Raw genomic sequence first — 25,910 nt, forward strand, 5'->3', positions numbered from 1 at the left:
CATTGGGGGCGGTTTCGGGTGGTATTCCGTCCGAATACCACCCGAAACCGCCCCCGAACGCAGGGTCGGCGCCCCCGGGTCAGCGCTGCGGGTACTGGCGCAACGTCTCGCCCACGTAGATCTGGCGCGGGCGGCCGATCTTGGTGGCCGGGTCCTCCATGAGCTCGCGCCACTGGGCGATCCAGCCGGGCAGGCGGCCCAGGGCGAAGAGGACGGTGAACATCTTCTCCGGGAAGCCCATGGCCTTGTAGATCACGCCGGTGTAGAAGTCGACGTTCGGGTAGAGCTTGCGCTCCACGAAGTAGTCGTCGGCGAGGGCCTTCTCCTCGAGGCGCTGGGCGATCTCGAGCAGCTCGTCGTTGCCGCCCATCTTGCCCAGGATGTCCTCGGCGGTCTTCTTGATGATCTTGGCCCGCGGGTCGTAGTTCTTGTACACGCGGTGGCCGAAGCCCATCAGGCGGACGCCGTCCTCCTTGTTCTTCACCTTCTCCATGAAGTCCTCGGGCGTGATGCCCTCCGACTTGATCCTCCGGAGCATGTTCAGCACGGCCTCGTTGGCGCCGCCGTGCAGCGGGCCGTAGAGGGCGTTGATGCCGGCGGACACCGAGGCGAACAGGTTGGCCTGGGTGGAGCCGACCAGGCGCACCGTGGAGGTGGAGGCGTTCTGCTCGTGGTCGGCATGCAGCATGAGCAGCAGGTCGAGTGCCTTGACCACGTCCGGGTCGATGTCGTATTCCTCGGCCGGCACGCCGAAGCACAGGCGGAGGAAGTTCTCCACGTAGTTCAGCGAGTTGTGCGGGTACATGAACGGCTGGCCCAGCGACTTCTTGAACGCGTAGGAGGCCAGCACCGGCAGCTTGCCCAGCAGACGCACGGTGGAGATGTGGACCTGCTCCGGATCGTGCGGGTCCAGGGAGTCCGGGTAGAACGTGGACAGCCCGGACACGGAGGAGGACAGCACCGGCATGGGGTGCGCGTCCCGCGGGAAGCCGTTGAAGAACAGCTTGAGGTCCTCGTGCACCATGTTGTGGCGCAGGATGTTGGTCTCCCAGGCCTCCAGGGTCTCCTTGGACTCGGGCAGCTCGCCGTAGATCAGCAGGTAGGCCACCTCCATGAAGGAGGAGTGCTCGGCGAGGTCCTCGATGGCGTAGCCGCGGTAGCGCAGGATGCCCTGGTCGCCGTCGATGAACGTGACGGCCGACTTGGCGTTCGCCGTGTTCATGAAGCCCGGGTCGTAGGTGACGTCGCCGGTCTCCTTCAGGAGCGGGGCGATGTTGATGCCGTTGTTGCCCTCTGTGGCGTGCTCGACGCCCAGGTCCAGGCTCTGCTCGCCGACGGTCAGCCGGACGGACTCGTGATGGGTCACGGGTGTGCTCCCTCGTCTTCTCTTCTCGATGGCCCGGGTTCGCGCGTCCGTGTGGGCGCGCCCACACGGGGACGACTCTGCTCCAAACTACCAAGGACCGGCCCGGGGCGCGCGATCGCTTCCCCCGACGACGGCCCTCGGCCCCGGCTCAGCCGGTCCGCGGCCCGCGGGCGGTGAGTCTCGCCGCGGCCCGGGCGACCGCCTCGTCCGTGGCGGTGATCGCGACGCGGACGTAGCCGTCGCCGCCGGCACCGTAGAACACGCCGGGCCCGGCGATGATGCCCAGGCCCGCCAGGTCGCCCAGCAGGTCCCACGAGTCCTGCGCCGTGGCGTCGGCCGGGTCCAGGTCCGCCCGCCGGGTCCACAGGTACAGCCCCGCCTCGGAGTGGTCCACCGTGTGGCCGGAGACCTCCAGCGCGGTGCGCAGCGCGTCCCGACGGCGGCGGTAGCGGTCCTTCTGCTCCGCGACGTGCGCGTCGTCGGCCAGGGCCACGGCCATCGCGTGCTGCACCGGGGCGGGCACGATCATGCCCGCGTGCTTGCGGGTGTTGACCAGGGTCGCCACGAGCTCCGGATCCCCCGCGGCGAACGCGGCGCGGTAGCCGGCGAGATTGGACTGCTTGGACAGCGAGTAGACGCTCAGCAGGCCCGTCAGGTCGCCGCCGGAGACCTCGTCGGACAGGATGCAGGGCACGACGGCCCCGTCCCACGCGTCCCAGCCGAGCTCGGCGTAGCACTCGTCCCCGCACACCACGGCGCCCACGCCACGGGCGGCGTCGACCGTGCGGCGCAGCGCCGCGGCGTCCAGCACGGCACCGGTGGGGTTGGCCGGCGAGTTGGTCCACACGAGGCGCACCCGCTCACGCACCTCGGGCGCCAGCGCGTCGAGGTCGTCCGCGGCCACGGCCTCCGCCCCGGCCAGCAGCGCGCCCACCGCATAGGTGGGGTAGGCGGCCTCGGGGTGGACGACGACGTCGCCTGCGCCGAGCCCGAGCAGCGTGGGCAGCCACGCGATGAACTCCTTGGACCCGACCGTGGGCACCACGGCCGCCGGGTCCAGCCCGGACACCCCGCGGCGCCGGGCGTACCAGTCGACGACCGCGCGGCGCAGGGCGTCCGTGCCGTGCGTCGTCGGGTAGCCGTGCGCGTCGGCGGCCTCGGTCAGGGCCCGGCGGATCAGCGCCGGCGTCGGATCCACCGGCGTTCCGATGGACAGGTCCGCGACGCCGTCCGGGTGGGCGGCGGCACGCTCACGGTAGGGGGTGAGCGTGTCCCACGGGTAGTCCGGCAGCGTCAGCATGGGGCTCAGGCGTCGGCGTTCTGCAGGGGCAGGGCGGAGATGATCGGGTGGTCCTTGGCGATCATGCCCAGCTTGGCGGCGCCGCCCGGGGAGCCCAGGTCGTCGAAGAACTCGACGTTGGCCTTGTAGTACTCGGCCCACTCGTCGGGGGTGTCGTCCTCATAGTAGATGGCCTCGACGGGGCACACCGGCTCGCACGCACCGCAGTCGACGCACTCGTCCGGGTGGATGTAGAGCATGCGCTCACCCTCGTAGATGCAGTCCACGGGGCATTCGTCGATGCACGCCTTGTCCTTGACGTCCACACACGGCAACGCGATCACGTAGGTCATGGCTGACCGTCCACCTCTCTCTGGGCACGGGGTTGCGGGGCTGCGGTCCAGGGTACTCGCTCCCCCGGACGCGTTTCGCGGGCGGTCACAGTGGCCCGGCGGGGGCGCGTGGCGGCCTCGGCGGCCTCCGCGGGTCGGCGGTCCAGCCGCCGGCCCGCGGCCAACAGGACCATACCGAGCACCGGCTGGCCGACGTTCCAGGCCACGGAGGCGACGACGGCGCCCGGCGCCGCCGCCCACAGGCCGGCCGTCCAGGACAACCCCAGGGCGTCGTCCACCGGCAGGCGCTGCAGGGCCAGGACGGCGGTGAACGCGCCGGCGACGACCGCGGCCCCCGCCGGCAGGGCGCGCCCGCCGCGGCCCGCGCGTCGGACCATCCACCAGCGCTGTGTCGAGCCGACGAGCACGAGCGCCAGCACCGCACCCCAGGGCAGGGTCCAGCCGCCCGGCAGGGAGGCCAGGTTCAGATGGACGGCGGTGCCGAGCGCGCCGGCGACGACGCCGAGCAGCGTCCCGCCCACCACGTCGGCGGGCCGGGCGCGGCGGCGGGGGCGATCAGGCACGGGCGCGGGCGCGCGCGGCCTTCAGGCGCTCGTTGGCGTCCAGGACGACCTTGCGGATGCGGATGTCCTCGGGGGTGATCTCCACGCACTCGTCCTCGCGGGCGAACTCGAGGGACTCCTCGAGGGTGAGCCGGCGCGGGGGCGTCAGGCCCTCGAACGACTCGGAGGAGGCCGCACGCATGTTGGTGAGCTTCTTCTCCTTGGTGATGTTCACGTCCATGTCGTCGGCGCGCGAGTTCTCGCCCACGATCATGCCCTCGTACACCTCGGCGCCGGGCTGCACGAAGAAGGTGCCGCGCTCCTGCAGGTTGATCATGGCGAACGGCGTGGCGGTGCCCGCCCGGTCGGCCACGAGGGAGCCGTTGGTGCGGTACTCGATCTCGCCGGTCCACGGCTCGTAGCCGGCCGCGTAGGAGGAGGCGATGCCTGCGCCGCGGGTCTCGGTGAGGAAGCGGGTGCGGAACCCGATCAGACCGCGGGCCGGGACCAGGAACTCCATGCGGATCCAGCCCGTGCCGTGGTTGGACATCTCCTGCATGCGGCCCTTGCGGGCGGCCATGAGCTGCGTGACCGCGCCCATGAACTCCTCGGGGATGTCGATGGTCATGCGCTCCATCGGCTCGTGGACCTTGCCGTCCACGGTCCGGGTGACCACCTGCGGCTTGCCCACGGTGAGCTCGAAGCCCTCGCGGCGCATCTGCTCCACGAGGATGGCCAGGGCGAGCTCGCCGCGGCCCTGCACCTCCCACGCATCCGGGCGTTCGGTGGGGAGCACCTTGAGCGAGACGTTGCCGATCAGCTCCTTGTCCAGGCGGTCCTTCACCTGGCGGGCCGTGACCTTGGCGCCCTTGACGCGGCCGGCCAGCGGGGAGGTGTTGATGCCCACGGTCATGGAGATGGCCGGGTCGTCCACCGTGATCAGCGGCAGCGGCTTCGGGTTCTCCGCGTCGGTGAGGGTCTCGCCGATCATGATGTCCTCGATGCCGGCGACGGCGACGATCTCGCCCGGGCCGGCCTCCTCCGCGGGCACGCGCTCGAGGCCCTTGGTGGCCAGCAGCTCGGTGATCTTCACGGTCTTCAGGGCGCCGTCCTGGCGGGCCCACGCGACCTGCTGGCCCTTGCGGAGGGTGCCGTTGAAGATGCGCAGCAGCGCGAGGCGGCCGAGGAACGGGGAGGCGTCCAGGTTGGTGACGTGCGCCTGGAGGACCTCGCCCTCGGTGTAGGACGGGGCCGGGATGTGCTCCATGATCACGTTGAAGAGGGCCTCGAGGTCCTCGGCCTCCGGCAGGGCGCCGTCGGCGGGCTGGGTCAGGGAGGCGCGGCCGGCCTTGCCCGAGGCGTAGACGACGGGGACGTCCAACACCGAGTCGAGGTCCAGGTCCGGGTCCTCCTCGGCCAGGTCCGAGGCCAGGCCGAGCAGCAGGTCCATGGAGTCGGAGACGACCCCGTCGATGCGCGCGTCCGGGCGGTCCGTCTTGTTGACCACGAGGATCACGGGCAGCTTGGCCGCGAGGGCCTTGCGGAGCACGAAGCGGGTCTGGGGCAGCGGGCCCTCGGAGGAGTCCACGAGCAGCACGACGCCGTCCACCATGGACAGGCCGCGCTCCACCTCGCCGCCGAAGTCGGCGTGGCCGGGGGTGTCGATCACGTTGATGGTGACGGTCTCGCCCTCGGGGGCGGACGGGCCGGAGTAGAACACCGTGGTGTTCTTGGCGAGGATCGTGATCCCCTTCTCCTTCTCCAGGTCCCCGGAGTCCATGACCCGCTCGGCGACGTCGCCGTGCGTGTTGAAGGCACCGGTCTGGCGCAGCATGGCGTCCACCATCGTGGTCTTGCCATGGTCCACGTGGGCCACGATGGCCACGTTGCGCAGATCGGAGCGGCGGGTTTCGGTCGAGGTCATGGGCGTCCTGTCCGGTTCGACATCAAAGGGGTGGAGGCGCACGACGACGGCGGCCCCCGTGCGATTGTACGCGCAGGGGCCGCCGTGGACAGGCGGGCCGGTGGGCCCGGGGCCGGCGGCGGGACGCGCCCGCCGCCGACCCGCGCGGTCAGTAGACGCCCTCGCCGAGGGAGGCGAGGAACTCGCGGCGCTCCTGGCGACGCTCCGCCTGCTGGTCCGGGTCCGGCACGGGCGCCGCCGCCAGGAGGCGACGGGTGTACTCCTCCTTCGGACGGTGGAGCACCTCCTCCGTGGGGCCCTGCTCCACCTGGCGGCCGTCCTTGAGGACGAGCACCTTGTGGGCCAGCATGTCCACCACCGCGAGGTCGTGGGACACGAACAGGCACGCGAACTCGTAGCGCTGCTGCAGCTCCGCGAACATGTCCAGCACGGCGGCCTGGACGGACACGTCGAGGGCCGAGGTCGGCTCGTCCGCGATGAGCACCTGGGGGTCCAGGGTCAGGGCGCGGGCGATCGAGATGCGCTGGCGCTGACCGCCGGAGAGCTCGTGCGGGTACCGGTTCACCACGGAGCGCGGCAGACGCACCGCGTCCAGCAGCTCCTCGGCGCGGGCGAGGCGCGAGCGCCGGTCCCCCACCTTGTGCACGACCATCGGCTCGGTGATGATGTCGCCGATCGGGAACCGCGGGTCCAGCGAGGCCGCCGGGTCCTGGAAGACCACGCCGATGTTCTTGCGCAGGGCGCGCTGCTCGGCCTTGGGCATCGTCGCCAGGTCGTGGCCCTGGATGCGCAGCGAGCCCTCCGCGATGGTGAGCAGGCCGAGGACCGACTTGGCGATGGTGGACTTGCCCGAGCCGGACTCGCCCACCAGGCCCAGGATCTCGCCCGGGGCCACCTGGAAGCTGACGTCGTGGACCACGCGGTTCTTCTTGCCGCGGTGGTCGTACTCGAGGTGGAGGTTCTCCGCCTCGATCGCGTACCGGGCCTGCGTCTGCGTGGCCGTGACCGGCTCCGGCTCTGCCACCTCGAGGGGCTCGCCGAGGCGCGGCACCGCCGAGAGCAGCTTCTGGGTGTACGGGTGCCGGGCGTGCTGGAGCACCTGGTGCACCGAGCCCTGCTCCACGAGCTCGCCGTGGAGCATCACGCACACCCGGTCCGCCATGTCCGCCACCACGCCCATGTTGTGCGTGATGAGCAGGATGCCGGTGTTCATCTTGTTCTTCAGGGAGCGCAGCAGCTCCAGGATCTCGGCCTGGACCGTCACGTCGAGCGCCGTGGTGGGCTCGTCCGCGATGATCACCTTCGGCGAGCAGCTGATCGCCATCGCGATGACGATGCGCTGGCGCTGGCCGCCCGAGAACTGGTGGGGGTACTGCTTGAGCCGGGTGGCGGCGTCGGGGATGCCCACCATGGTGAGCAGCTCGACGGCGCGCTTGTCCGCCTCGGTGCCGTAGGCGATGCCGTGCAGCTCGAGGGCCTCCGTGAGCTGGTCGCCCACGGTGAGGACGGGGTTCAGAGCCGTCATGGGCTCCTGGAACACCATCGCCACCTCGTCGCCGCGGATGTCGCGCAGCTGCCCCGGGGTCATGGTGAGCACCTCGCGGCCGGCCAGCTGCACGGAGCCGGTGATGTCCGCATTGCCCGGGAGCAGGCCCATGGCGGTGGCGCTCGTGACGGACTTGCCGGAGCCGGACTCGCCCACGAGGGCGACGACCTCGCCGGGCTTGACGTCGAACGTCACGCCCTTGACCGCGTGCACCTCGCCGAACTCGGTCGCGAACTTCACGTCCACGTCGCGGAAGGCCAGCACCGGCTCGCCGCCCAGGTCGTCGTGGCGGGCCACGACGCCCATCGCGCTCGTCGCGGGGCCCGGGGGCACGCCACCGGCGCCGGAGGAGCCGGGCACGGCGGCGCCGCGCGCCTCGAGGTCGGCCGACGACGCCGCGTGCGAGCCCTGCCCGCCGGCGGTCACGTCGTTCTGGTTCTTCTTGCCGAACATGGATCGGCCTTTCTTGTCGTTCGCGCTCATCGCTGACCGTCCTCGTCCGCGTCGGAGATCCGTGCGGATCCGCCGGCCTCCTCCACGGGGGCCTCGATCCGACCGGCCGTCGGGGCCGCGGCCAGACCGCCCGCCGTCGTCGCACCGGCCTCGGTGGCGGCCGCGCGGCGGCCGAAGAAGCGGGGCCTGCGGTGGGCGCCCGCACCCTGGCGCGGGTCGAAGGCGTCGCGCAGGCCGTCGCCGAGGAAGTTCACGGACAGGGCGATCGCGAGGATGATCATGCCGGGCCACCAGAACAGCCACGGACGGGTGGTGAACGCGTTCTGGTAGTCGGAGATGAGCAGGCCCAGAGACGAGTCCGGCGCCTTCACGCCGAAGCCGAGGAAGGACAGCGAGGTCTCCAGCAGCACCGCGCCCGCGATGGCGAACGTCGCGTTCACGACGATCACGCCGATCGTGTTGGGCAGCAGGTGCTTGAAGATCAGGCGGCCCGGCTTGGCGCCCATGGCGACGGCGGCCGCCACGAACTCCTTCTCGCGCAGGGACAGGACCTCGCCGCGCACGAGACGGGCCAGGGACGTCCAGGACACGAGGCCGAGCACCACCGCGAGCGGGAGGATGCCCATCTTCATGCCGCTGGCCATCTGACCGAGCACCGCGGCGAGCACGAGCAGCGGGATGACGATGATCAGGTCGGTCAGGCGCATCAGCACGGAGTCGACCCAGCCGCCGAAGTAGCCGGACACGGCGCCGACGACCGCGCCGATCACGGTGGAGAGCAGGCCCACGATGGCCGCGATGATCATGGACTGCTGGGTCCCGCGCATCACGAGGGCGAAGTAGTCCTTGCCCGTGGTGTCCTGGCCGAAGGGATGCTCGCCCCAGCGGATGCCCTCGCCCCCGAAGGCCTGCGGCACGACCGACAGCGTCGGGCGACCGCCGTTCACCACGGAGGCCGCGGCCGTGTAGGACTTGTCCCACCAGCCGGGGATGCCGGCGAAGCCGATGGAGGAGAACGCCATCAGCGTGATGAAGACCAGCACGATCAGGGAGATCATCGCCGCCTTGTGGCGGAAGAACCGCTTGCGGACCAGGGCACCCTGGGAGTAGGACTTCCCTGCCTTGGCGCGGAGCTTGGCGTCCTCCGCCTCCGCGAGGTCGAAGATCTGCTTCTCGTCGAGCTGCGCGCCCGTCGTCGAGGAGTTGTTGGTGGTCATCTGGCTCACACTCGAATCCGGGGGTCGAGGACGGCGTAGAGCACGTCCGCCACGAGGTTCATCAGCACGGCGGCGGTGCCCGTCACGAGGAAGAACGCCATCACGGGCATGGGGTCCACGTCGCGCAGGCCGGTGGCGAACAGCTCGCCCATCCCCTTCCAGCCGAACACCTGCTCCGTGATGACGGCGCCGCCGATCAGGCCGGCGAAGTCGAAGGCCATGATCGTGGTGATGGGGATCAGGGAGTTGCGGAACGCGTGCTTCAGGATCACCTGGCGCTCCGGCAGGCCCTTGGCGCGCGCGGTGCGGATGTAGTCCTGACGCGAGACCTCGAGCATGGAGGAGCGCGTGTACCGCGAGTACGTCGCCACCGAGATGATGGTCAGCAGGATGGTGGGCAGCAGCAGCTGCGCACCGCGGTCCAGGAACACCACCCAGAAGTGGGCGTCCAGGTTCGGGGTGCCCGAGCCGATCGTGGAGATCGGGCGCGGCTTGACCTTCAGGAAGGTCGGCCAGTAGTTCATCAGGTGCTCCGCCACGATCGCCACGCCCATGATCAGGGCGGTCACCAGCGACGCGGACACGGCCGAGCCCTTGGAGAAGCCGCCGAGCAGGCGGCCCACCAGGATGGCCACCAGCACGAGGATGACGCCGAGGCCGGCCAGCAGCAGCGCGGACGGGGTCCGCCACAGCAGGCCGTAGGTGGCGTAGTAGGCGACGAGGCCGATCGCGGCCGTGACCAGGGCGGCCTTGAGGACCGATCGGTTGCGCAGACCGGAGATCACCGCGGTGGCGCCGACGGCGGCGGCCAGGCCGATGACCAGCTGCACGACCGGGCCCATCTGCGGATGCCGCCAGAAGTCGACGGCGAACAGCACCCAGCCGGCGAGCAGGATGAACGCGGCGGTGGCGCCGAACGTGAAGGCGCGCCGCCTGAGGTCGCCCGCCATGACGGCCTGCAGGACCAGGCCCGCGAGGACGGCGACCCCGATGAGGAGGGGCCAGTTCAGCTCGGGGCTGCGGATCCAGTCGTTGAACCGGATCCCCATGTACTCCTTCAGGAGGACGGCCGCCCAGAACACGGGCAGCGAGAAGAAGAGGAAGATCAGGAACGTGACCACGTAGTCGAGGCCGGAGTACTGGCGGATCGCGGTGACGATGCCGATCGCGATGCCGATGATGATCGCCAGGACGGTCGCGAGCACCACGAGGCGCAGCGTGGAGGCCGCGGCGTTGCTCAGCAGGTCGGCGACGGACTGACCGTTCCGGCTGAGGCCGAGGTCGCACTGACCGGTGACGCAGCCGCCGATGCCCTGGAGCCAGTCCCAGTACCGGGCGTACCAGGGCTGGTCCAGCCCCATGAATTCGGTGCGGGCGGCGATGAGTGTCTCGCGGTTGGGGTTCTGTGACTCTCGCAGGTCCTGGAGGGGGTCACCCGAGTGGGCCACGAGGAAGAAGAGCAGGATCGACGCGCCGAACAGCACCAGGAGGGAGCTGCCGAGGCGCTTGAGGATGAATTTCAGCACAACAGGGGGTGACCTTCCGTGCGAGTGCAAGGGAAAGGGAGGGGTGCGGGTTCGCCGCGGTTCACGGCCAGAGCCCGGCTGGTGCCCGGCCGGGCTCTGTCCTCGATCCCGACGCCGGCGGTCCGCGGGAGGCGGACCGCCGGGTCAGAGGTCAGCGGGGTGTCACTCCTGGACGCGGACCCACTGCTCCACGTTCCACAGCGCACCCGACTGGGCGGCGGTGTCGCGCACGTTGGCGACGTCGGCCTTGTGGCCGACCAGACCCGGGTGCGCGTACAGCGGGATGGCCTGGAAGTCCTCCCAGAGCAGCTTCTCGATGGTCTTGACCTGCTCCAGCTGCTCGTTCTCGTCCAGCGAGGTGGCGAGCTTGTCCCAGGCCGCGTCCACCTCGGGGTTGTTGTAGCTCTGCTGGTTCTGGGCACCGTCCGACTGGTAGATGTTCGCGCCGGAGGCCTTCTGGCCCGAGCCGGCCCAGGCGTAGAGGGCGGCGTCGTAGTCACCGGCCGGCATGACCTCCTTGAAGAACACCGGCGAGTTGGCGTCCTGCACGTCGAAGCCGGCCTGGTCGCAGGAGCTCTTGATGAGCGCGACGGTCTCGGTACGACGCTGGTTGCCGGCCTGGTAGCCGAGGCGGACCGTGGGCTTGGAGACGCCCGACTTCTCGACGAGCTCCTTCGCCTTCTCGATGTTCGGCTCGTCCATCTCCTTCGGGTAGGCCTCGTCCACGACCTCCTGGTACTTGTCCTGGAAGGGGAAGACCTCGCGCAGGTTCATGACCTGGGCGTCCGCATAGATCGGCTTGATCAGGTTGTCCACGATCTGCTGGCGGGGCAGGCAGAGGGCGAAGGCCTCGCGCAGCTCCGGGGAGTCGGCGAAGACCGAGCCCTCGCCGCGGTTGTAGTCCACGTGCTCCCAGGTCAGCTGGTCACCGGTCTGGACGTTGACGTCGTCGCCGAGGCCCTCGAGCTGCTGGAGGGTGTCCACGGTGGCCTGCGGCTCGATGACGTCGAGGTCGCCGTTCTGCAGGGCCTGCACGTGGGTCTTCGGGTCGGCGAAGCGGAGGACGAGCTCCTTGGTGGCCGGCGGGGTGCCCCAGTACTCGGGGTTGGCCTCGAGGGTGATGGACTGGCCGGCCTGCCAGCCGCCGTCCTTGAACTTGTAGGGGCCCATGGAGGGCACCAGCGAGGCGTCCGGCAGCTCGCCGGGGCTGAAGTCCCAGCCGTCGTTCCAGAACTCGGCCGCCGGGGTGAGCGCCTCGACGTCCTTCTCCTTCGCAGCGGTGACGAGCTCCTCGAAGCTCATGCCCGCCTCCTTGGCGACGATGTGCGCCGGCAGCGCGGTGCTGATGAGGGTCTCCCAGTCCGCGTAGGGCTCCGGGTAGGTGACGGTGAACTCCTTGCCGTCGGCCTCGCCCTCGGGCGCCTCCGGGATGTACTTGCCCTGCTCGAAGGAGATCGAGTCGAACAGCGGGGTCTCGGAACCCTCGGCCTTGACCGTGTCGTTGTTCGCGGCCCAGTGCACGATGAAGTCGCCGGCGGTGACGGGGGTGCCGTCGGACCACTTGGCGTCGTCGCTGATGGTGTACTTCACGGTCAGCGGGTCGTCCGAGGTCTTCTCGTACGTGCCGAAGTCCTCGTTCGGGATGATCGAGCCGTCGGTGCCGAAGTACCAGAAGGACGAGAACATGCGGTCCGCGACGGCCGAGTTGTACGTGGTGTACGTGTTCGACTGCAGGCCGTTGTAGGACAGGAAGTCGTCGGCGCCCACCGAGTAGGCGATGGAGCCGTCCTGGGTCTTGACGTCGCCCAGGTCGGCCATCTCCGGCCCGGAGGCCTCGGCGGTGAGCTTCTGGCCCTTGTCCCCTTCGATGACGTTGCCGGCGCCCGAGTCGCCGCCCTGGCTGGCGCCGGAGCCGTTGCTGGATTCGCCTGCGTTGCCGCCGCCCGGGGCGCACGCGGAGAGGATGAGGGCCGAGCCGGCGGCCAGGGCCGCGGCAGCGGAGAGCTTCGTGTACTTCATGGAAGGTGCTTCCGTTCATGAGAGGTGCAAGGACGTCGCGCGCCCGCATCCCTGTGGGGATCCGATGGTGCGAGACGACCCCCGGGCCGTTCCGCCGAGACGGGACGTTCCGTGAGATGGACCACACTGTAGCGGGCACATTCCGATTCGCGAAAGTCCGGATCCGGATCCGTCTCAGCCGTGTCGCACAGCGGTCGCCGACACCCCGGCAGACCCCGGCACGGCGCCGCTCCGCCCGGGCGGCGGCGCGGTCAGCGACGACGGTCCGCCAGCAGAGTCCGCACGGCCCACGCCCCGCCCATGCCATGGACGCCGGCGCCCGGCGGGGTGGAGGCGGAGGCCAGATACAGCCCGGTCCGACCCGCCCGGTGCGGCCGGGGCGACGCAGTGGGGCGCAGGAGCGCGCGCGCTCCCGCGAGCGATCCCCCCGCGATGTCGCCGCCCACGAGGTTCGGGTTCCACACCTCCAGGTCGGCCGGGCGCATCGCGACCGCGGCCTGGATCCGGTCCCGGAAGCCGGGTGCGTGCCGCTCCACCTCCGCCTCGATCAGCGGACGGACGTCGCCGGGGTGGCCGTGGGGCACATGGGCGTAGGACCAGACGACCGTGTGCCCCCGGGCGGGCCCGGTGGCCCGTGTGGGGTCTGCCGCCTGCTGCTGACAGAGCATGACGAAGGGCCGCGCCGGCATCCGGCCGGCCGCGACGTCGTCCTCGGCCCGCCGGATCTCGGCGGCGGTCCCGCCCAGATGCACCGTCCCCGCGCCCGCGAGCCGGGCGTCGCGCCACGGGATCGGCCCGTCGAGCAGGAAGTCGACCTTGGACACGGACGGCCCGGGGCGCCACCGGCGCAGGGCCGCGGCGTAGCGCGGCGGCAGGCCCGTGCCGGCGACGCGCAGCACCTGGCGCGGGGTCAGGTCCAGCACGACGGCGTCCGCGGCGGGCAGCGCGCGCAGGTCCGTGACCTCGTGGCCCAGGTGCAGCCGCCCGCCGTGCGCCCGCAGCACCGCCACGAGCGACTCGACGATCGCCCCCGACCCGCCGCGCGCCACCGGCCAGCCCGAGCTCATCCCGAGCGCGCCGAAGAGCGCACCGAACGCCGCCGTCAGGGGCCGGCTCGAGGGCAGGATCGCGTGGGCCGCTGAGCCCGTGAACAGGGCGCGGGCGGCCGCCGTGCGGAACATCGCCCGGCCCAGCAGATCGGCCGGCCACGGGGCGCGCAGGCCGAAGCGGGCCATCGCCACCGGATGGGGCGGGGGTCGCAACACCGGGCCGAGCGCGCCCGCCAGGATCTCGTCGACGTGTTCGACCAGGGCCCCGTGCACGGCCCGCCAGGCCCGCGCGTCGACGCCGAGACCCGCGGCGGTGGCCTCGAGGTCCCGGTGCAGGAGGGCGGCCGGCCCGTCCGGCAGCGGATGTCCCATCGGCACGGCCGGGTGCAGCCAGGCGAGACCGTGGTCCGTCAGCCCCAGCTCCCGGAACACGGGGCTGGCGACACCGAACGGATGGCCCGCCGCCCCGAGGTCCACCACGGTCCCCTCCCCCAGCACCGGCGCGGACGCGCACGCACCGCCGGGCACCGGGGCCCGCTCGAACACGTCCACCTCCCAGCCCTCGCGGGCCAGCAGGGCGGCGGCGGTCAGGCCGTTGGGTCCGGCGCCCACGACGACGGCGCGGCCCGGCTCGACGCCCCGGGGCAGGGCGAATCCGGGGCCGGCGGCGATTTCGGTCATGGTCTCCTCCTGTGGTCCCTAGGATGGTCGCACCCCGCCCGCCGCCCGTCAGGAGGCCCTCTCCCGTGGACCCGTTCTGGACCGCGCTCGCTCTCACGACGTTCGCCGGACTGGCCACGGTGCTGGGCGGCGTCCTGGCGATCGTCGGACGCGCGCCCTCGGGCCGCGGGCTGGGGGCCGCCCTCGGCCTCGCCGCGGGCGTCATGCTCGCGGTCTCCTTCCTGGAGATGCTGCCGGCCGCCGTCGAGGGACTGGGCGGGGCGGTCGGCCCCGCGGCGACCGCCGTCGCGGTGGCCGCCCTGATCCTCGGCGCAGGCTCCTACGTGCTGCTCGAGCGCGCCGTCCCCGACCCCGTCTCGGAGATGCCGGGCGACGTCGACGACCCGGCCGGCCTGGACCGGCGGCGGATGCTGCGCCTGGGCACGGTGACGGCCCTGGCGATCGGCCTGCACAATCTGCCGGAGGGCTTCGTCACCTTCGCCGGCACCCTGCAGGATCCGTCGGTGGGCCTCGCGCTGGCCGTCGCGATGGCCGTGCACAACGTTCCCGAGGGCGTGGCCGTGGCCGTGCCCGTGCGGCAGGCCACCGGATCGCGGCGCAAGGCCTTCGCGTGGGCCGCGTTCACGGGGATCGCGGAGCCGCTGGGCGCGCTGATCGGCTGGCTGCTGCTGGCCCCGTTCCTCACACCCGCGCTCCTGGCCGCCGTCTTCGCGGCCGTGGCGGGCGTGATGGTGACCGTGAGCCTCGACGCGCTGCTGCCCGCCGCCCGGGCGGCCGGGGGCCGCGCCGCGGCGCTGGGCGGCGTGCTGCTGGGCGTGGCCGCGATGGCCCTCTCACTGGACCTGCTCTCCTGAGCGCCGGGGGGCCGGTCAGTTCACGAGGGCCGGCTGCAGGACCGCCTCGGCCTCGCGCACCTCGCCGTCGGCGGTGCGCCACTGGACGGTGATCCGGTCCCCCACGTTGTGGTCGTTGACCAGGCGGGACATCCGGGAGGCGTCGTCGCCGACGGTCCGCCCCTCGATCTCGAGGATGACATCGCCCTCGACCAGGCCGATCTGCTCGGCGGCGGAGCCCGCGTCCACCTGCATGACCACGACGCCGACGTCGGGATCCGCGCCGACCATGATGCCCAGGGCGCCGTCCGCACCGATGCTCACGGTGTCCGTCTCCTCGCCCGAGAGGACCTGGTCCGCCACGTCGAAGGCCACCTCCAGCGGGATCGCGAAGCCGTCCACCTCGTCTGCGGTGGTCCCGTCGCTGGCTGCCACGGTCACGCCGATCACCTGGCCGGCGTCGTCCACCACCGGGCCGCCGGAGTAGCCGGGCACGACGTCCGCGTCCGTCTGGATCAGGCCGGACAGGCGCGCGTACTGATCGGTGCCCTCGGCCGCGGCCATGATCGAGCGGTCCGTGCCGAGCACGGTGCCGCGCACGGCCGTCAGATAACCCTGGCCTCCGCCGTTGCCGACGGCGGCCACCTGGTCCCCGCGCCGCACCGGGTCCAGCGAGACGCTGGCCACCGGCAGGTCCGAGACGCCCTCGACGTCGAGCACCGCGATGTCGTGCTCGGCATCGCGCCCGAGCACCGTGGCCGTGTGCCGCGCGCCGGTGTCCGCGACCACCACGTGCACCTCCGAGGAGTCCTCGACCACGTGGTAGTTGGTCACCGCCAGCCCGTCCGGGGAGAGCACCATGCCCGTCCCCGTGCCGGTGCGGGCGCCGAGGGCGGTCTCCACGAGGAGGATGCCCGGGGCGTCCGCGACCGGCTGGCCCGGGTCCAGGGACGATCCGTCGTGGGCCGACGCGGACCAGTCCACCGCCACGCCGTCGTGGACGTGCGTCAGGCCCGCCGCGAGCTCGCCCGCCTCCCGGGCGGGGGCCTCGGCGGCGGGCACGGTCGGGGCGGAGTCCGCGGCGACGTCGACCATCCGGCCGGCGAGGAGCGCGGTGAGGCCCCCGGCCAGGACCAGCGCGCCGAGCACGCCGAACAGCGCGATGACGAACGCCAGGGGCGAGCGTCGTGCGCGCGGCGGCCAGCCCGGCGGCGTCACGCTCAGCCCCGGGCGGCCGCCAGGGCGGCCTCGTAGTCCGGCTCCTCGGAGATCTCGGGGACGAGCTGGGCATGACGGACCACGCCGTCGGCATCGACCACGACGACGGCGCGGGCCAGCAGGCCCTCGAGCGGACCGTCGGTCATGCGCACGCCGTAGTCGTCGCCGAACGACGAGCGGAACACAGAGCCGCTGCGGACGTGGTCGATGCCCTCGACCGAGCAGAAGCGCGCGGCGGCGAACGGCAGGTCCGCGGACACGGCCACGACGGTGGTGTCCCCGAGGTCCGCGACGCGGGAGTCGAACTCGCGGACGGAGGCGGCGCACACGCCGGTGTCCAGGGACGGGAAGATGTTCAGGATCACGCGACGGCCGCGCAGCTCCCGCAGGGTCACCGGGGACAGGTCCGCCCCGGTGAGGGTGAAGTCGGGGGCGGGGGCACCCACCTGGGGCAGCCCACCGACGGTGTGGACGGGGGTGCTCTTCATGTGGGTCGTCGCCATGGGGACAGCCTAGGATGGGCGCGGCCGGACGGGAGCGCCCCGCGCCCTGCTCGGCGGACGGCGAACACGGAGGGACCGACCATGACCGAGCCCATGACGTCCAACGTCACCGACACGGCGCTGCTGTTCGAGGGCGGGGGGATGCGCGCCGCGCTCACCTCGGCCGTGGTGGCGGAGCTGCTGCGCGAGCGGATCCACGTGGACTTCGTGGCCGGCATCTCGGCGGGCTCGTCCAACGCCGTGAACTACCTGTCCCGCGACCCGGCCCGTGCGCGGCGCTCGTTCGTGGACTTCGCCGACGATCCTCGGTTCGGCAACTGGCTGAGCTTCCTGCGCGGCAAGGGCCTGTTCAACGCCGAGTACATCTACGAGCACGCCGGCCTGCCCGAGGCGGACCTGCCCTACGACTTCGCCACGTTCCGCGCGAACCCCGCCCGGCTCGTGCTGGGCGGGTTCGACGCCGCGAGCGGCGAGACGCGCTGGTGGGACCGCTCCGACATGACCACCCTGACCGACCTGATGGTCCGCGTCCGCGCGTCGTCCACGATGCCGGTCCTCATGCCCCCGGTGCATGCCGAGGGCACCGTGTTCGTGGACGGCGCCCTCGGCGTGGACGGCGGGATCCCCCTGACCGCGGCGGAGGACGCGGGGTTCAAGAAGGTCCTCGTGGTCCTGACCCGGGAGCGCGGGTACGTGAAACGGCCCGAACGGTTCCCCTCGTTCTACCAGCGCACCTTCCGGCGCTACCCCGCCGTCGCGGACGCCCTGCTCACGCGCTGGCGCCGGTACAACGCGACCCGCGAGCGCCTGTTCGAGATGGAGCGGCAGGGACGGGCCTATCTGTTCGCGCCCGAGACCATGCCCATCGCCAACGGCGAGCGGTCCGTGGCCAAGCTGGCCGCCGCCCACGAGCTCGGCCTGGACCAGGTGCGCCGCGAGATGCCGGCGATCCGCGCGTTCCTGGGGCTGCCGGCGTCCCGTTGAGCCGCGCCTGATCCGATCGGCGGGTCAGGCCTCGGCGCGGGCGGCCGAGTCCGGCAGGCCGAACACCGAGTCGAACGCGTAGGCGTACACCGCGGCGTAGACGAGGAAGAACACGAGCAGGCCGGCCTCGATGAGGAACGCCTCCCCCAGCCCGACGCCGAGGATCAGCGCCACCGCGGGCACGAGGAACACGATCAGCCCGCCCTCGAAGCCGACGGCGTGGGCCACGCGCACCCACCAGGGCCGGCCCGTGATCCCGAGGCGGCGTTCGAGGGTCTCGAACACCGAGTTGAACACGATGTTCCACAGCAGGGCCACGGTCGAGGACACGACCGCCACGGCGAGCGAGGGCCCACCGCCGTTGCCGAGCGCCGCCAGGATCACGGTGGTGAAGAGGATGGCGAGCAGCTCGAAGACCACCGCGTAGACCACGCGGCGCAGCAGGGGCGTCCGGAACACGCGGCGGCGCACGAGGGCGTCCCGGCCCCCCGGGCCCCGCGGCACGTCGAAGGGCGGCGTCGACGCGGGGTCGACGCCCGGGCGGGCGCGGCGGGTCTCGGACACGGCGCCCAGCCTAGGGCCGGGGCCGCGGGGCGCCGAATCCGGCGGAACCGGCCGCCCGCCGTCGTCGTGCCTCGGCCACGGGGCGGGCGCGCCTTCACCGCGCCCCGGCCGCCTGCCTAGAGTTCGAGGCATGAAGCTCACCGATGACCTGCTGCAGAAGTTCAACGACCAGATCACCCTCGAGTTCGAGGCGTCCATGGTCTACCGCCAGCTCGCGATCGCCGCCGACGACCTGGACCTGTCCGGGATGGCCTCGTGGCTGCGGCACCAGGCGGACGAGGAGATCGTCCACGCGAACAAGTTCATCGACCACGTCGCCGACCGGGACAGCTTCCCGACGATCGGCGCCATCCCGGCCCCGCCCGTGCAGGCCGGCCTGTCGGCCCTGGAGATCTTCCGGGCCGCGCTCGCGCACGAGCAGAAGGTCTCCGAGGCGATCCGCGAGCTGTACCGGGCCACCGAGTCCGCGGGCGACCTCAACTCGCGCCCGCTGCTGAACTGGTTCCTGGACGAGCAGATCGAGGAGGAGGCCACCGTCTCCGAGATCGTGGGCCAGCTCGAGCTCGTCGGCGACGACGGCTCGGGCCTGCTCCGCATCGACGGCCGCCTGGGCTCCCGTCCTGTGGAGACCACCGAGAACGACGCCTGAGCCCACCGGCGGCCTCGTCGGCCGCGCGCGCACCGGCCCGGTCCCCCACGGGGCCGGGCCGGTGCGTGTCCGTCCTCGCCGCTATGCTCAACCTGCGCCCTGCCCGCGCACCGGCGCGCCCGTCGGACCCACCCCAGGAGGAACCATGGTCGGACTCGTAGCCCTGCTCGACGACGTCGCCGCCCTCGCCCGCCTCGCCGCCGCGAGCGTGGACGACGTGGCCGCCGGAGCGGGACGCGCCGCGGCCAAGGCGGCGGGCGTGGTGGTCGACGACGCCGCGGTGACCCCGCAGTACATGGCCGGCGCGGCCGCGGCCCGCGAGCTGCCGATGATCTGGCGGATCACCAAGGGCTCCCTGCGCAACAAGCTCGTGTTCATCCTGCCCGCCCTGCTGCTGCTCGACTGGCTCGCCCCCTGGATCCTGCCGTGGCTGCTGCTGGCCGGCGGCACCTACCTGTCCTACGAGGGCGCGCACAAGGTGTGGGGCAAGCTCACCGGCCACGGGCATGCCGACGACGAGGAGCCCGCCGTCGAGCGGGGTCCGGAGGCCGAGGACACCGTGGTGCGCGGGGCCATCACCACGGACTTCATCCTGTCCCTGGAGATCATGGTCATCTCCATGAACGAGGTGGCCGACCTGGGCTTCTGGATGCAGGCGGCGGTCCTGGCGGTGGTGGCCGTCCTCATCACCGTGGGCGTGTATGGGGCCGTGGGGCTGATCGTGAAGATGGACGACGTCGGCCTGCACCTGCACCAGAACGCCTCGACCTCCGGCGGCCGCTCATTCGGCGCCGGGCTGGTCAAGGCCATGCCGCACGTGCTGCGCGTGGTGACCGTCATCGGCACCGTGGCGATGCTCTGGGTGGGCGGCCACATCGCCCTCGTGGAGCTGGACGCGCTGGGCGTTCCGTGGCCCTACGCCGTGCAGCACGGGATCGTCGAGCCCGTCACGCACGCCGCCGGCGCGTTCCTCGGCTGGCTCACGGACACCGCGACATCGGCTGTGTGGGGCCTGCTCTGGGGCTCGGTCGCGCTCGGGGTGGTCCTGCTCGTCGGACGCCTGCGCGGAAAGAAGGCCGCGCCCGCCCACTGATGCGGCGGCCGACGGGTCCGCCCCCACCCGCGCCCCACGCTGAGGCCCGCAGACGCGCCGCTACGCACGGAACGTGGCGGCGCGTCTGCGGGCCTCAACGCTGGCTCCGTCTTCCGACGGGCCCCGTCAGTCGGCGGTGAGGAAGGTGCGCACCGCGGAGACGAAGGCCTCGGGCTGGTCGGCGTGCAGCCAGTGGCCGGCGTCACGGACGGTCACGCGCACGACGCGCGGGAACAGCTCCTTCATCCGCGGCACGTCCTCGTCCTGGACGTAGTCCGACTCGGCGCCGGCCAGCCACAGGACCGGATGGTCGAACACGCGCTCCGGATCCTCGGGGACCACCGGGTCCGGGAACGAGCCGATCTCCCGCAGGTGCTCGAAGAGCATGGCCACGTTGGGCTGCCATGCGAAGTGGCCGGCCGTGCGCCGCAGGTTCTGCAGCAGGAAGCCGCGCACCCGCGCGTCGTGGACGTGCTCGGCCATGGCCGCGTCGGCCTCGGCCCGCGAGTCGTACGCGTCCAGGTCCATGCGCAGCATGGTGCCCAGCAGGTGCACGAACTCGTCCGTGGCCTGCGGTGAGAGCCGCGGGGAGATGTCCTCCACGATCAGCCGGTCCACGAGCTCCGGGTGCCGCAGGGCGAGCACCATCGCGACCTTGCCGCCCATCGAGTGGCCCAGCAGGTGGACCGGCCCGTCGGCGGCGAGGCCGGCGCGCAGGTGGGCGGCCACCCGGTCCGCGATCTCGCGGTAGTCCACCCGGTCCGTCCAGGGCGAGGCGCCGTGGTCCGGCAGATCGATCAGCTCCACCGTGAAGTCGTCGCCCAGCTCCTTGGCCGGGCCGGTGAAGTTCCGGCCCCGGCCCATGAGGCCGTGCAGGAACGCGACGCGGCGCGGGCCCTCCCCGATGCGGGTGGAGGCCAGGGGGGCGTCGGACGGGTCGGAGGCGGCGGCGGTCGTGTTCACCCGACTCAGGCTAGCGCGGGACCGCGCCGGCGCCTCCCCCGCCTTACAGTCATCTCGACCCTCTGAGATGGGCGCGAACAGTGTCATACTGACCAGAACAGCCCCGCCAGTCCGCCCCGGGAGGTCCCATGCCGGTCGCTGAGGCCCGCGTCAGCGTGGCCGTGTCCACGGCCGTCTTCGGCGTGCGCCCGGACCCGCACGGCGTGCCCCGCCTCTGTGTCGCCCTCGTCCCGCGGATGCGCGAGCCGTTCCTGGACCGGTGGGCGCTGCCGGGCGCGTGGCTCGGCGCGGACGAGGAGCTGGCCGACGTCGCCGCACGCGTGGCCGCCGAGTGCGTGCCCGGTCCCGTCCGTCGCCTCGAGCAGCTGGCGGCGTTCGGCGCCGTGGACCGTTCCCCCACCGGACGCGTCCTCACGGTGGCCCACTGGGCGCTCAGCCCCGCCCTGGACGACGACGGCGCCGCCCCGGCGTCCAGCCCGGACCCGGACGTGGCCGGGCTGCCCATCGGGGTCCATGTGCGCTGGCACCGGGCCGACGCGCCGCCCGCGCTGGCGTTCGACCACGCGCAGATCCTGGCGGCGGCCGTGGCGCGCCTGCGCGCGGACCTGCCGCGAGCCGGCGTCGGGCACGCGCTGCTGGGGCCCTCCTTCACCCTCGCCGAGCTGCGCGCCGTGCACGAGGCCGTCCTCGGCCGCGGCCTCGACGCCGCCAACTTCCGCCGCGCCACCCTCGCCGCCGGGACCCTCGAGGAGACCGGCGAGGTCCGCGGCGGCACCCCGCACCGCCCGCCCAAGCTCTACCGGTACCGGCCCGCCGGGCCCGGGACCGACCCCGATCCCGCCGGGCCGGACGCCCGCCGCTGACCCACCAGCCCCGACCCAGGAGTCACCCATGACCACCCCGACCGGGACCACCGCCTCGGTGGCCCGCACCCTGACCCTGATCGACAAGGACGCCGCGCGCGGCTCCTCGTGCTCCCCCGACCTGACCCGCGGCCCCTGGGCGTTCGACGCCGGCCTGCCCGCCTACGGCCCCGGCGCATCGCAGGACGACGCCGTCCCGGCCGACGCCCCCGTGCAGGGCCGCATCCCCGAGGAGTACCAGCGGGCCTCGGACGAGGAGCTCCACGCCCGGATCAGCGCGGCGCGGCAGACGCTCGGCGAACGCGTCGTCGTGCTGGGCCACTTCTACCAGCGCGACGAGGTCGTCCAGCACGCCGACTTCGTGGGCGACTCCTTCCAGCTCGCGCGGGCCTCCCAGGGCCGGCCCGAGGCGGAGGCGATCGTGTTCTGCGGCGTGCACTTCATGGCGGAGACCGCGGACCTGCTCTCCACCCCGGACCAGGCCGTCATCCTGCCCAACCTCGCCGCCGGCTGCTCCATGGCGGACATGGCCGACCTGGACTCGGTCGAGGATGCGTGGGAGCAGCTCGAGGCGGTCTACGGCACCGAGCCGGACGACGACGGGCGCGTGCCCCTGCTGCCCGTGACCTACATGAACTCCTCCGCGGCCCTCAAGGGCTTCGTCGGCGAGCGCGGCGGCATCGTGTGCACGTCCTCCAACGCCTCGGCCGTGCTGGACTGGGCGTTCGAGCGTGCCCAACGCGTCCTGTTCTTCCCGGACCAGCACCTGGGCCGGAACACGGGCCGCGCCAGGGGGATCCCACTCGAGCAGATGCCGACGTGGAACCCCCGCCTGCCGCTGGGCGGGAACTCCGAGGACGCCCTGCGGGACGCGAAGGTCCTGCTGTGGCACGGCTTCTGCTCGGTGCACCGCCGCTTCACCGTGGCGCAGATCGAGCAGGCCCGCGCCGAGCACCCGGACGTCCAGGTGATCGTGCACCCCGAGTGCCCCCTGCCCGTGGTGGAGGCCGCGGACTCCTCCGGGTCCACCGACTTCATCGTCAAGGCCATCCAGGCGGCGCCGGCCGGCTCGACCTTCGCGATCGGCACTGAGATCAACCTCGTGCAGCGCCTGGCGGCCCAGCACCCCGAACACACGATCTTCTGCCTCGATCCCGTGATCTGCCCGTGCTCCACGATGTACCGCATCCACCCCGGTTACCTCGCGTGGGTGCTCGAGGAGCTCGTGGCCGGCCGCGTGGTCAACCGGATCACCGTGCCCGCGTCCGTGGCCGACCCGGCCCGCACCGCGCTCGAGCGGATGCTGGCCGTCGCGCCGAAGCAGTCGGCCGCGCAGTCCGCCGGGGCTGGGACGTGACCCCGGCCGACCGCGCCCCGACGACACCGGCCCCGCGGCCGGACGTGGAGCGGATCGTGGCCGCAGCGCTCGCCGAGGACGCGCCCTGGGGTGACGTCTCCTCGGAGGCCTTCGTCCCGGAGCAGGCCCGGATCACCGCGCGCGTGGTGGCCCGCGAGGCCGGGGTGCTCTCCGGCACGAACGCCCTCGAGGCCGCCTTCCGGCTCGTCGACCCGGCCGTGTCCGTCACCCTGCACCTGGCCGACGGCGCCGACCTGTCCCCCGGCGCCGTCGTCGCCGAGGTCGCGGGCCCCGCCCGCTCGGTGCTGCGCGCCGAGCGCGTGGCGCTGAACCTCGTCCAGCGCCTGTCCGGGATCGCCACGACGACGGCCGCCCACGTGGCCGCCGTGCGCGCCGGCGGCGGGCACGCGCGGGTGGTGGACACCCGCAAGACCACCCCGGGTCTGCGCGTGCTCGAACGGCAGGCGGTGCGGGACGGAGGCGGGCACAACCACCGCTTCAGCCTCTCGGATGCCGTGATGCTCAAGGACAACCACCTGGCCGCGCTGGGGTTCGGCGGTGCCGGCGACCCGGGCGAGGCCCTCACCGCGGCCCTGCGCGCCGGGATGGCCCGCCTGCCGCACACCACCCACGTGGAGGTGGAGGTCGACCGGCTCGAGCAGATCCCGGCGGTGCTCGCCGCCGGGGTCGACACGATCATGCTGGACAACTTCTCGCCGGCCGAGCTGCGGGCCGGCGTCGAGCTCGTGGCGGGCCGCGCCGTCGTCGAGGCCTCCGGCGGGGTGAGCCTCGAGACGATCGGGGCGATCGCGGCCACGGGCGTGGACGTGATCTCGGTGGGAGCACTGACCCATACCGTCCAGTCCCTGGACCTGGGCCTGGACGCCGTGGTCGAGGAGGGCTCGCCGCGCCGATGAGCACCACCCTCGACCTGGACCACGCGGCCACCGCGCCCGTCCGGCGCAGCGCGCTGGAGGCGATGTGGCCCGCCCTCACCGGCGTCTACGGCAACCCGTCCTCGGCGCACGAGGCCGGCCGGGCGGCGGCGGCCCTGCTCGAGGACGCCCGCGCGCGGGTGGCCCGCGCGATCGGCGCCCGGGCCGGGCAGGTCGTGTTCACCTCGGGCGGCACGGAGGCCGACGCGCTCGCCGTGCTCGGCACGGTGCGCGCCCGGATCCTCGCCGGACGCCCGGCGGGCCACGTGCTGACCACGGGGATCGAGCACAGCGCGGTGCGGCAGTCCTGTGACCAGCTGGCCCGGCTGCACGGCGTCGAGGTCGAGCACCTCGCGCTGGACCGTGACGGCCTGACCTCGGCGGACGACCTCGCCGCCCGCCTGCGCCCGGACACCGCGCTGGTCAGCGTGCACCTGGCCCACAACGAGGTGGGCACGGTGCAGCCGGTGGCCGAGCTGGCCGCCGTCGCCCGGGAGGCGGGCGTGCCGCTGCACGTGGACGCGGTGCAGGCCGCGGGGCAGATCCCGGTGGACGTGCGCGCCCTCGGGGCGGATCTGGTGGCGCTGTCCGGGCACAAGGTCGGCGGGCCCAAGGGGGTCGGCGCGCTGTGGGTGCGCCCGGGTCACGCCCTGGAACCGCTCGTGCCCGGCGGCGGCCAGGAGCGGGGCCGGCGGTCCGGGACGCAGAACGTGGCCGGTGCCGCCGGGTTCGCGGCGGCCTTCGAGGAGGCCGAGGCGGAGCGCACCGCGGCCGCGGACGCGTGGTCCGGGCTGCGGGACCGGTTCGCGGCGCGCGTGCTCGACGGCGTCCGGGCGCTCGTGCCCGACGCGCGGCTGACCGGCCATCCCGCGCGGCGGCTGCCGCGTCACGCCTCGTTCGTGCTGCCCGGCGTGAACGGCGAGTCGGTGCTGGAGGAGGCGGCCCGCCGGGGCGTGCTGGCCTCGGCGGGGTCCGCGTGCTCGGCCCACGACGCCGAGCCGTCCCCGGCCCTGCTCGCGCTGGGCCTCAGCGAGGACGAGGCCCGCACGGCCCTGCGCTGCACGTTCGGCCCGGACGCCGACGCCCCGCTGCTCGACGCCGCGGCGGACGCGATCGTCGACGCCGTCCGGACGGTCACCGCCCTGCGCTGAGCGGCCCCGGGCCGGTCGACCCCGATGCCGCCGGGGGCCGGCGTCGGACGTTCACCCGGGGGTCAGCCCGAGGCCACACACCCGGGGGCCTGGCCGAGTCCGGCCGTTCGCGCCTGCACGCCACGCTGCGCGCGGTCGACGAGGACGGGCTGGTGCTGCGCGGCCGCTTCGCTCGCGGGCTGACCCTGCGCTCCGGCTGGGTCGACGGGGCCGCCGACCACACCGCGAAGATCCTCGCGGACACGCTGCCCTCCGGCGCCCGCTTCGAGGTGACGTACGCGTTCGAGGACGAGGCCGGCCGCCTGGGCGAGTCGGCCGTGGCCCGCTTCACGACGGCGCCCGGCGAGCGTGGCAGGAGTACATGCCGATCGCCGACTCCACGGCCCTGCACCGCGGCTCCGGCCTCGCGCCCACCCGCATCCACCGCAGGATCCCCCGCGGCGCGACGCTCGACGTGTTCGCCCTGGACATGCGCACCCACAAGGGCGAGAACACCCAGCGTCTCGAGACCCACGAGACCCCGATCCTGGGCGAGGAACAGCTGCAGTGGCTCATCCGCGGGCTGCGCGCGGCGTTCACCGACTTCGAGCCGTTCTGGGAGTTCGTGGCCGGCCCCATCAACGCCGGATCGTCCGGCCCGAACACGCTGGACGGCACCTTCGGCCCGCGCCTGGACTTCGAGGCGCACGGGCCGGTCATGGGCTCGCCGCGCTCCGGCGAGCACCAGTACTTCGGCCACGTCGAGATCCCCGAGGACGGCCGCGAGTTCCGGGTGCGTCTGATCAACGCCGTCGGCCGGACGGTCTACTCGCGCACGCTGACGGCTGCCTGATCCGCCGTGC

Annotated in this window: 23 protein-coding genes; 9 read left to right on the forward strand and 14 right to left on the reverse strand. The window is 72.9% G+C overall.

Annotation, left to right across the window (positions count from 1 at the left end):
- Positions 1 to 79 precede the first annotated feature (79 nt).
- The 10 genes from ACZ1IK_RS06565 to ACZ1IK_RS06610 form a co-directional block, all read right to left on the reverse strand.
- Positions 80 to 1,366 (reverse strand): citrate synthase, encoded by a 1,287-nt coding sequence (locus tag ACZ1IK_RS06565; RefSeq protein ID WP_002855158.1) that lies wholly within the window; start codon positions 1,364 to 1,366, stop codon positions 80 to 82.
- A 148-nt stretch (positions 1,367 to 1,514) separates the two neighbouring features.
- Positions 1,515 to 2,666, reverse strand: a complete 1,152-nt coding sequence (gene dapC / locus ACZ1IK_RS06570) for a succinyldiaminopimelate transaminase (RefSeq protein WP_465098405.1) — start codon at positions 2,664 to 2,666, stop codon at positions 1,515 to 1,517.
- A 5-nt stretch (positions 2,667 to 2,671) separates the two neighbouring features.
- Positions 2,672 to 2,998, reverse strand: coding sequence for a ferredoxin (gene fdxA, locus ACZ1IK_RS06575; RefSeq protein ID WP_002855160.1), 327 nt, complete (start codon positions 2,996 to 2,998; stop codon positions 2,672 to 2,674).
- Complete coding sequence (locus ACZ1IK_RS06580) at positions 2,995 to 3,561, reverse strand: hypothetical protein (RefSeq protein WP_060973537.1); 567 nt, start codon at positions 3,559 to 3,561, stop codon at positions 2,995 to 2,997. The genes fdxA and ACZ1IK_RS06580 overlap by 4 nt, the downstream gene beginning before the upstream one ends.
- Positions 3,554 to 5,464 (reverse strand): translational GTPase TypA, encoded by a 1,911-nt coding sequence (gene typA, locus ACZ1IK_RS06585; RefSeq protein WP_036316461.1) that lies wholly within the window; start codon positions 5,462 to 5,464, stop codon positions 3,554 to 3,556. Before typA ends, ACZ1IK_RS06580 begins: the two co-directional genes overlap by 8 nt.
- Before the next feature lie 148 nt (positions 5,465 to 5,612).
- Entirely contained in the window at positions 5,613 to 7,493 is a 1,881-nt protein-coding gene (locus tag ACZ1IK_RS06590) for an ABC transporter ATP-binding protein (RefSeq protein ID WP_119217185.1), read from the reverse strand.
- On the reverse strand, positions 7,490 to 8,680 hold the full coding sequence (locus ACZ1IK_RS06595; protein ID WP_123244009.1) for an ABC transporter permease: 1,191 nt from the start codon (positions 8,678 to 8,680) through the stop codon (positions 7,490 to 7,492). The genes ACZ1IK_RS06590 and ACZ1IK_RS06595 overlap by 4 nt, the downstream gene beginning before the upstream one ends.
- A 5-nt stretch (positions 8,681 to 8,685) precedes the next feature.
- Complete coding sequence (locus ACZ1IK_RS06600) at positions 8,686 to 10,206, reverse strand: ABC transporter permease (protein WP_069941609.1); 1,521 nt, start codon at positions 10,204 to 10,206, stop codon at positions 8,686 to 8,688.
- A gap of 162 nt (positions 10,207 to 10,368) precedes the next feature.
- The gene (locus ACZ1IK_RS06605) at positions 10,369 to 12,225 is read right to left on the reverse strand and encodes an ABC transporter family substrate-binding protein (protein WP_465098406.1); all 1,857 of its coding nucleotides are present in this window, start codon (positions 12,223 to 12,225) and stop codon (positions 10,369 to 10,371) included.
- Positions 12,226 to 12,476: 251 nt separating this feature from the next.
- Positions 12,477 to 13,955 (reverse strand): phytoene desaturase family protein, encoded by a 1,479-nt coding sequence (locus tag ACZ1IK_RS06610; RefSeq protein WP_465098407.1) that lies wholly within the window; start codon positions 13,953 to 13,955, stop codon positions 12,477 to 12,479.
- A 65-nt stretch (positions 13,956 to 14,020) separates the two neighbouring features.
- Here ACZ1IK_RS06610 and zupT point away from each other — a divergent pair, with 65 nt between their 5' ends.
- Positions 14,021 to 14,809: a zinc transporter ZupT gene (zupT, locus tag ACZ1IK_RS06615; protein WP_044659390.1), complete on the forward strand. Its 789-nt coding sequence runs from the start codon at positions 14,021 to 14,023 to the stop codon at positions 14,807 to 14,809.
- 15 nt (positions 14,810 to 14,824) lie between these two features.
- Here zupT and ACZ1IK_RS06620 read toward each other — a convergent pair whose 3' ends face one another.
- A complete protein-coding gene (locus ACZ1IK_RS06620) occupies positions 14,825 to 16,006 on the reverse strand; it encodes a S1C family serine protease (protein WP_465098408.1) in 1,182 nt (393 codons plus the stop codon).
- Between the two features lie 2 nt (positions 16,007 to 16,008).
- The gene (tpx, locus tag ACZ1IK_RS06625; protein ID WP_049147477.1) at positions 16,009 to 16,509 is read right to left on the reverse strand and encodes a thiol peroxidase; all 501 of its coding nucleotides are present in this window, start codon (positions 16,507 to 16,509) and stop codon (positions 16,009 to 16,011) included.
- Between the two features lie 81 nt (positions 16,510 to 16,590).
- Here tpx and ACZ1IK_RS06630 point away from each other — a divergent pair, with 81 nt between their 5' ends.
- Entirely contained in the window at positions 16,591 to 17,493 is a 903-nt protein-coding gene (locus ACZ1IK_RS06630) for a patatin-like phospholipase family protein (RefSeq protein WP_159228137.1), read from the forward strand.
- Positions 17,494 to 17,517: 24 nt separating this feature from the next.
- Here ACZ1IK_RS06630 and ACZ1IK_RS06635 read toward each other — a convergent pair whose 3' ends face one another.
- Positions 17,518 to 18,057: a PACE efflux transporter gene (locus tag ACZ1IK_RS06635; RefSeq protein WP_236601267.1), complete on the reverse strand. Its 540-nt coding sequence runs from the start codon at positions 18,055 to 18,057 to the stop codon at positions 17,518 to 17,520.
- 130 nt (positions 18,058 to 18,187) lie between these two features.
- Here ACZ1IK_RS06635 and ACZ1IK_RS06640 point away from each other — a divergent pair, with 130 nt between their 5' ends.
- Together ACZ1IK_RS06640 and ACZ1IK_RS06645 are read left to right on the forward strand one after the other, a co-directional pair.
- Positions 18,188 to 18,706: a ferritin gene (locus ACZ1IK_RS06640; RefSeq protein ID WP_134416718.1), complete on the forward strand. Its 519-nt coding sequence runs from the start codon at positions 18,188 to 18,190 to the stop codon at positions 18,704 to 18,706.
- 145 nt (positions 18,707 to 18,851) lie between these two features.
- On the forward strand, positions 18,852 to 19,799 hold the full coding sequence (locus ACZ1IK_RS06645; RefSeq protein ID WP_101965971.1) for a DUF808 domain-containing protein: 948 nt from the start codon (positions 18,852 to 18,854) through the stop codon (positions 19,797 to 19,799).
- Between the two features lie 126 nt (positions 19,800 to 19,925).
- On the opposite strand, the gene ACZ1IK_RS06650 is transcribed toward ACZ1IK_RS06645, so the two are convergent.
- A complete protein-coding gene (locus ACZ1IK_RS06650) occupies positions 19,926 to 20,762 on the reverse strand; it encodes an alpha/beta fold hydrolase (protein WP_049145941.1) in 837 nt (278 codons plus the stop codon).
- 128 nt (positions 20,763 to 20,890) lie between these two features.
- Between ACZ1IK_RS06650 and ACZ1IK_RS06655 the strand changes: the two genes are divergently transcribed.
- From ACZ1IK_RS06655 to ACZ1IK_RS06675, 5 genes are all read left to right on the forward strand, one after another.
- The gene (locus tag ACZ1IK_RS06655) at positions 20,891 to 21,625 is read left to right on the forward strand and encodes an NUDIX hydrolase (protein ID WP_073117454.1); all 735 of its coding nucleotides are present in this window, start codon (positions 20,891 to 20,893) and stop codon (positions 21,623 to 21,625) included.
- 28 nt (positions 21,626 to 21,653) lie between these two features.
- Positions 21,654 to 22,982 carry a quinolinate synthase NadA gene (gene nadA, locus ACZ1IK_RS06660; protein WP_036316443.1) on the forward strand — a complete coding sequence of 443 codons (1,329 nt, stop codon included), beginning with the start codon at positions 21,654 to 21,656 and terminating at the stop codon, positions 22,980 to 22,982.
- Positions 22,979 to 23,899 carry a carboxylating nicotinate-nucleotide diphosphorylase gene (gene nadC / locus ACZ1IK_RS06665; RefSeq protein ID WP_036316441.1) on the forward strand — a complete coding sequence of 307 codons (921 nt, stop codon included), beginning with the start codon at positions 22,979 to 22,981 and terminating at the stop codon, positions 23,897 to 23,899. Before nadA ends, nadC begins: the two co-directional genes overlap by 4 nt.
- Positions 23,896 to 25,068: a cysteine desulfurase family protein gene (locus ACZ1IK_RS06670; protein ID WP_041104960.1), complete on the forward strand. Its 1,173-nt coding sequence runs from the start codon at positions 23,896 to 23,898 to the stop codon at positions 25,066 to 25,068. The genes nadC and ACZ1IK_RS06670 overlap by 4 nt, the downstream gene beginning before the upstream one ends.
- A 361-nt stretch (positions 25,069 to 25,429) precedes the next feature.
- A complete protein-coding gene (locus tag ACZ1IK_RS06675) occupies positions 25,430 to 25,900 on the forward strand; it encodes an alkaline phosphatase D family protein (RefSeq protein WP_060973549.1) in 471 nt (156 codons plus the stop codon).
- The last annotated feature ends 10 nt before the right edge of the window (positions 25,901 to 25,910 follow it).

This window comes from Micrococcus sp. CS26, assembly GCF_055522295.1.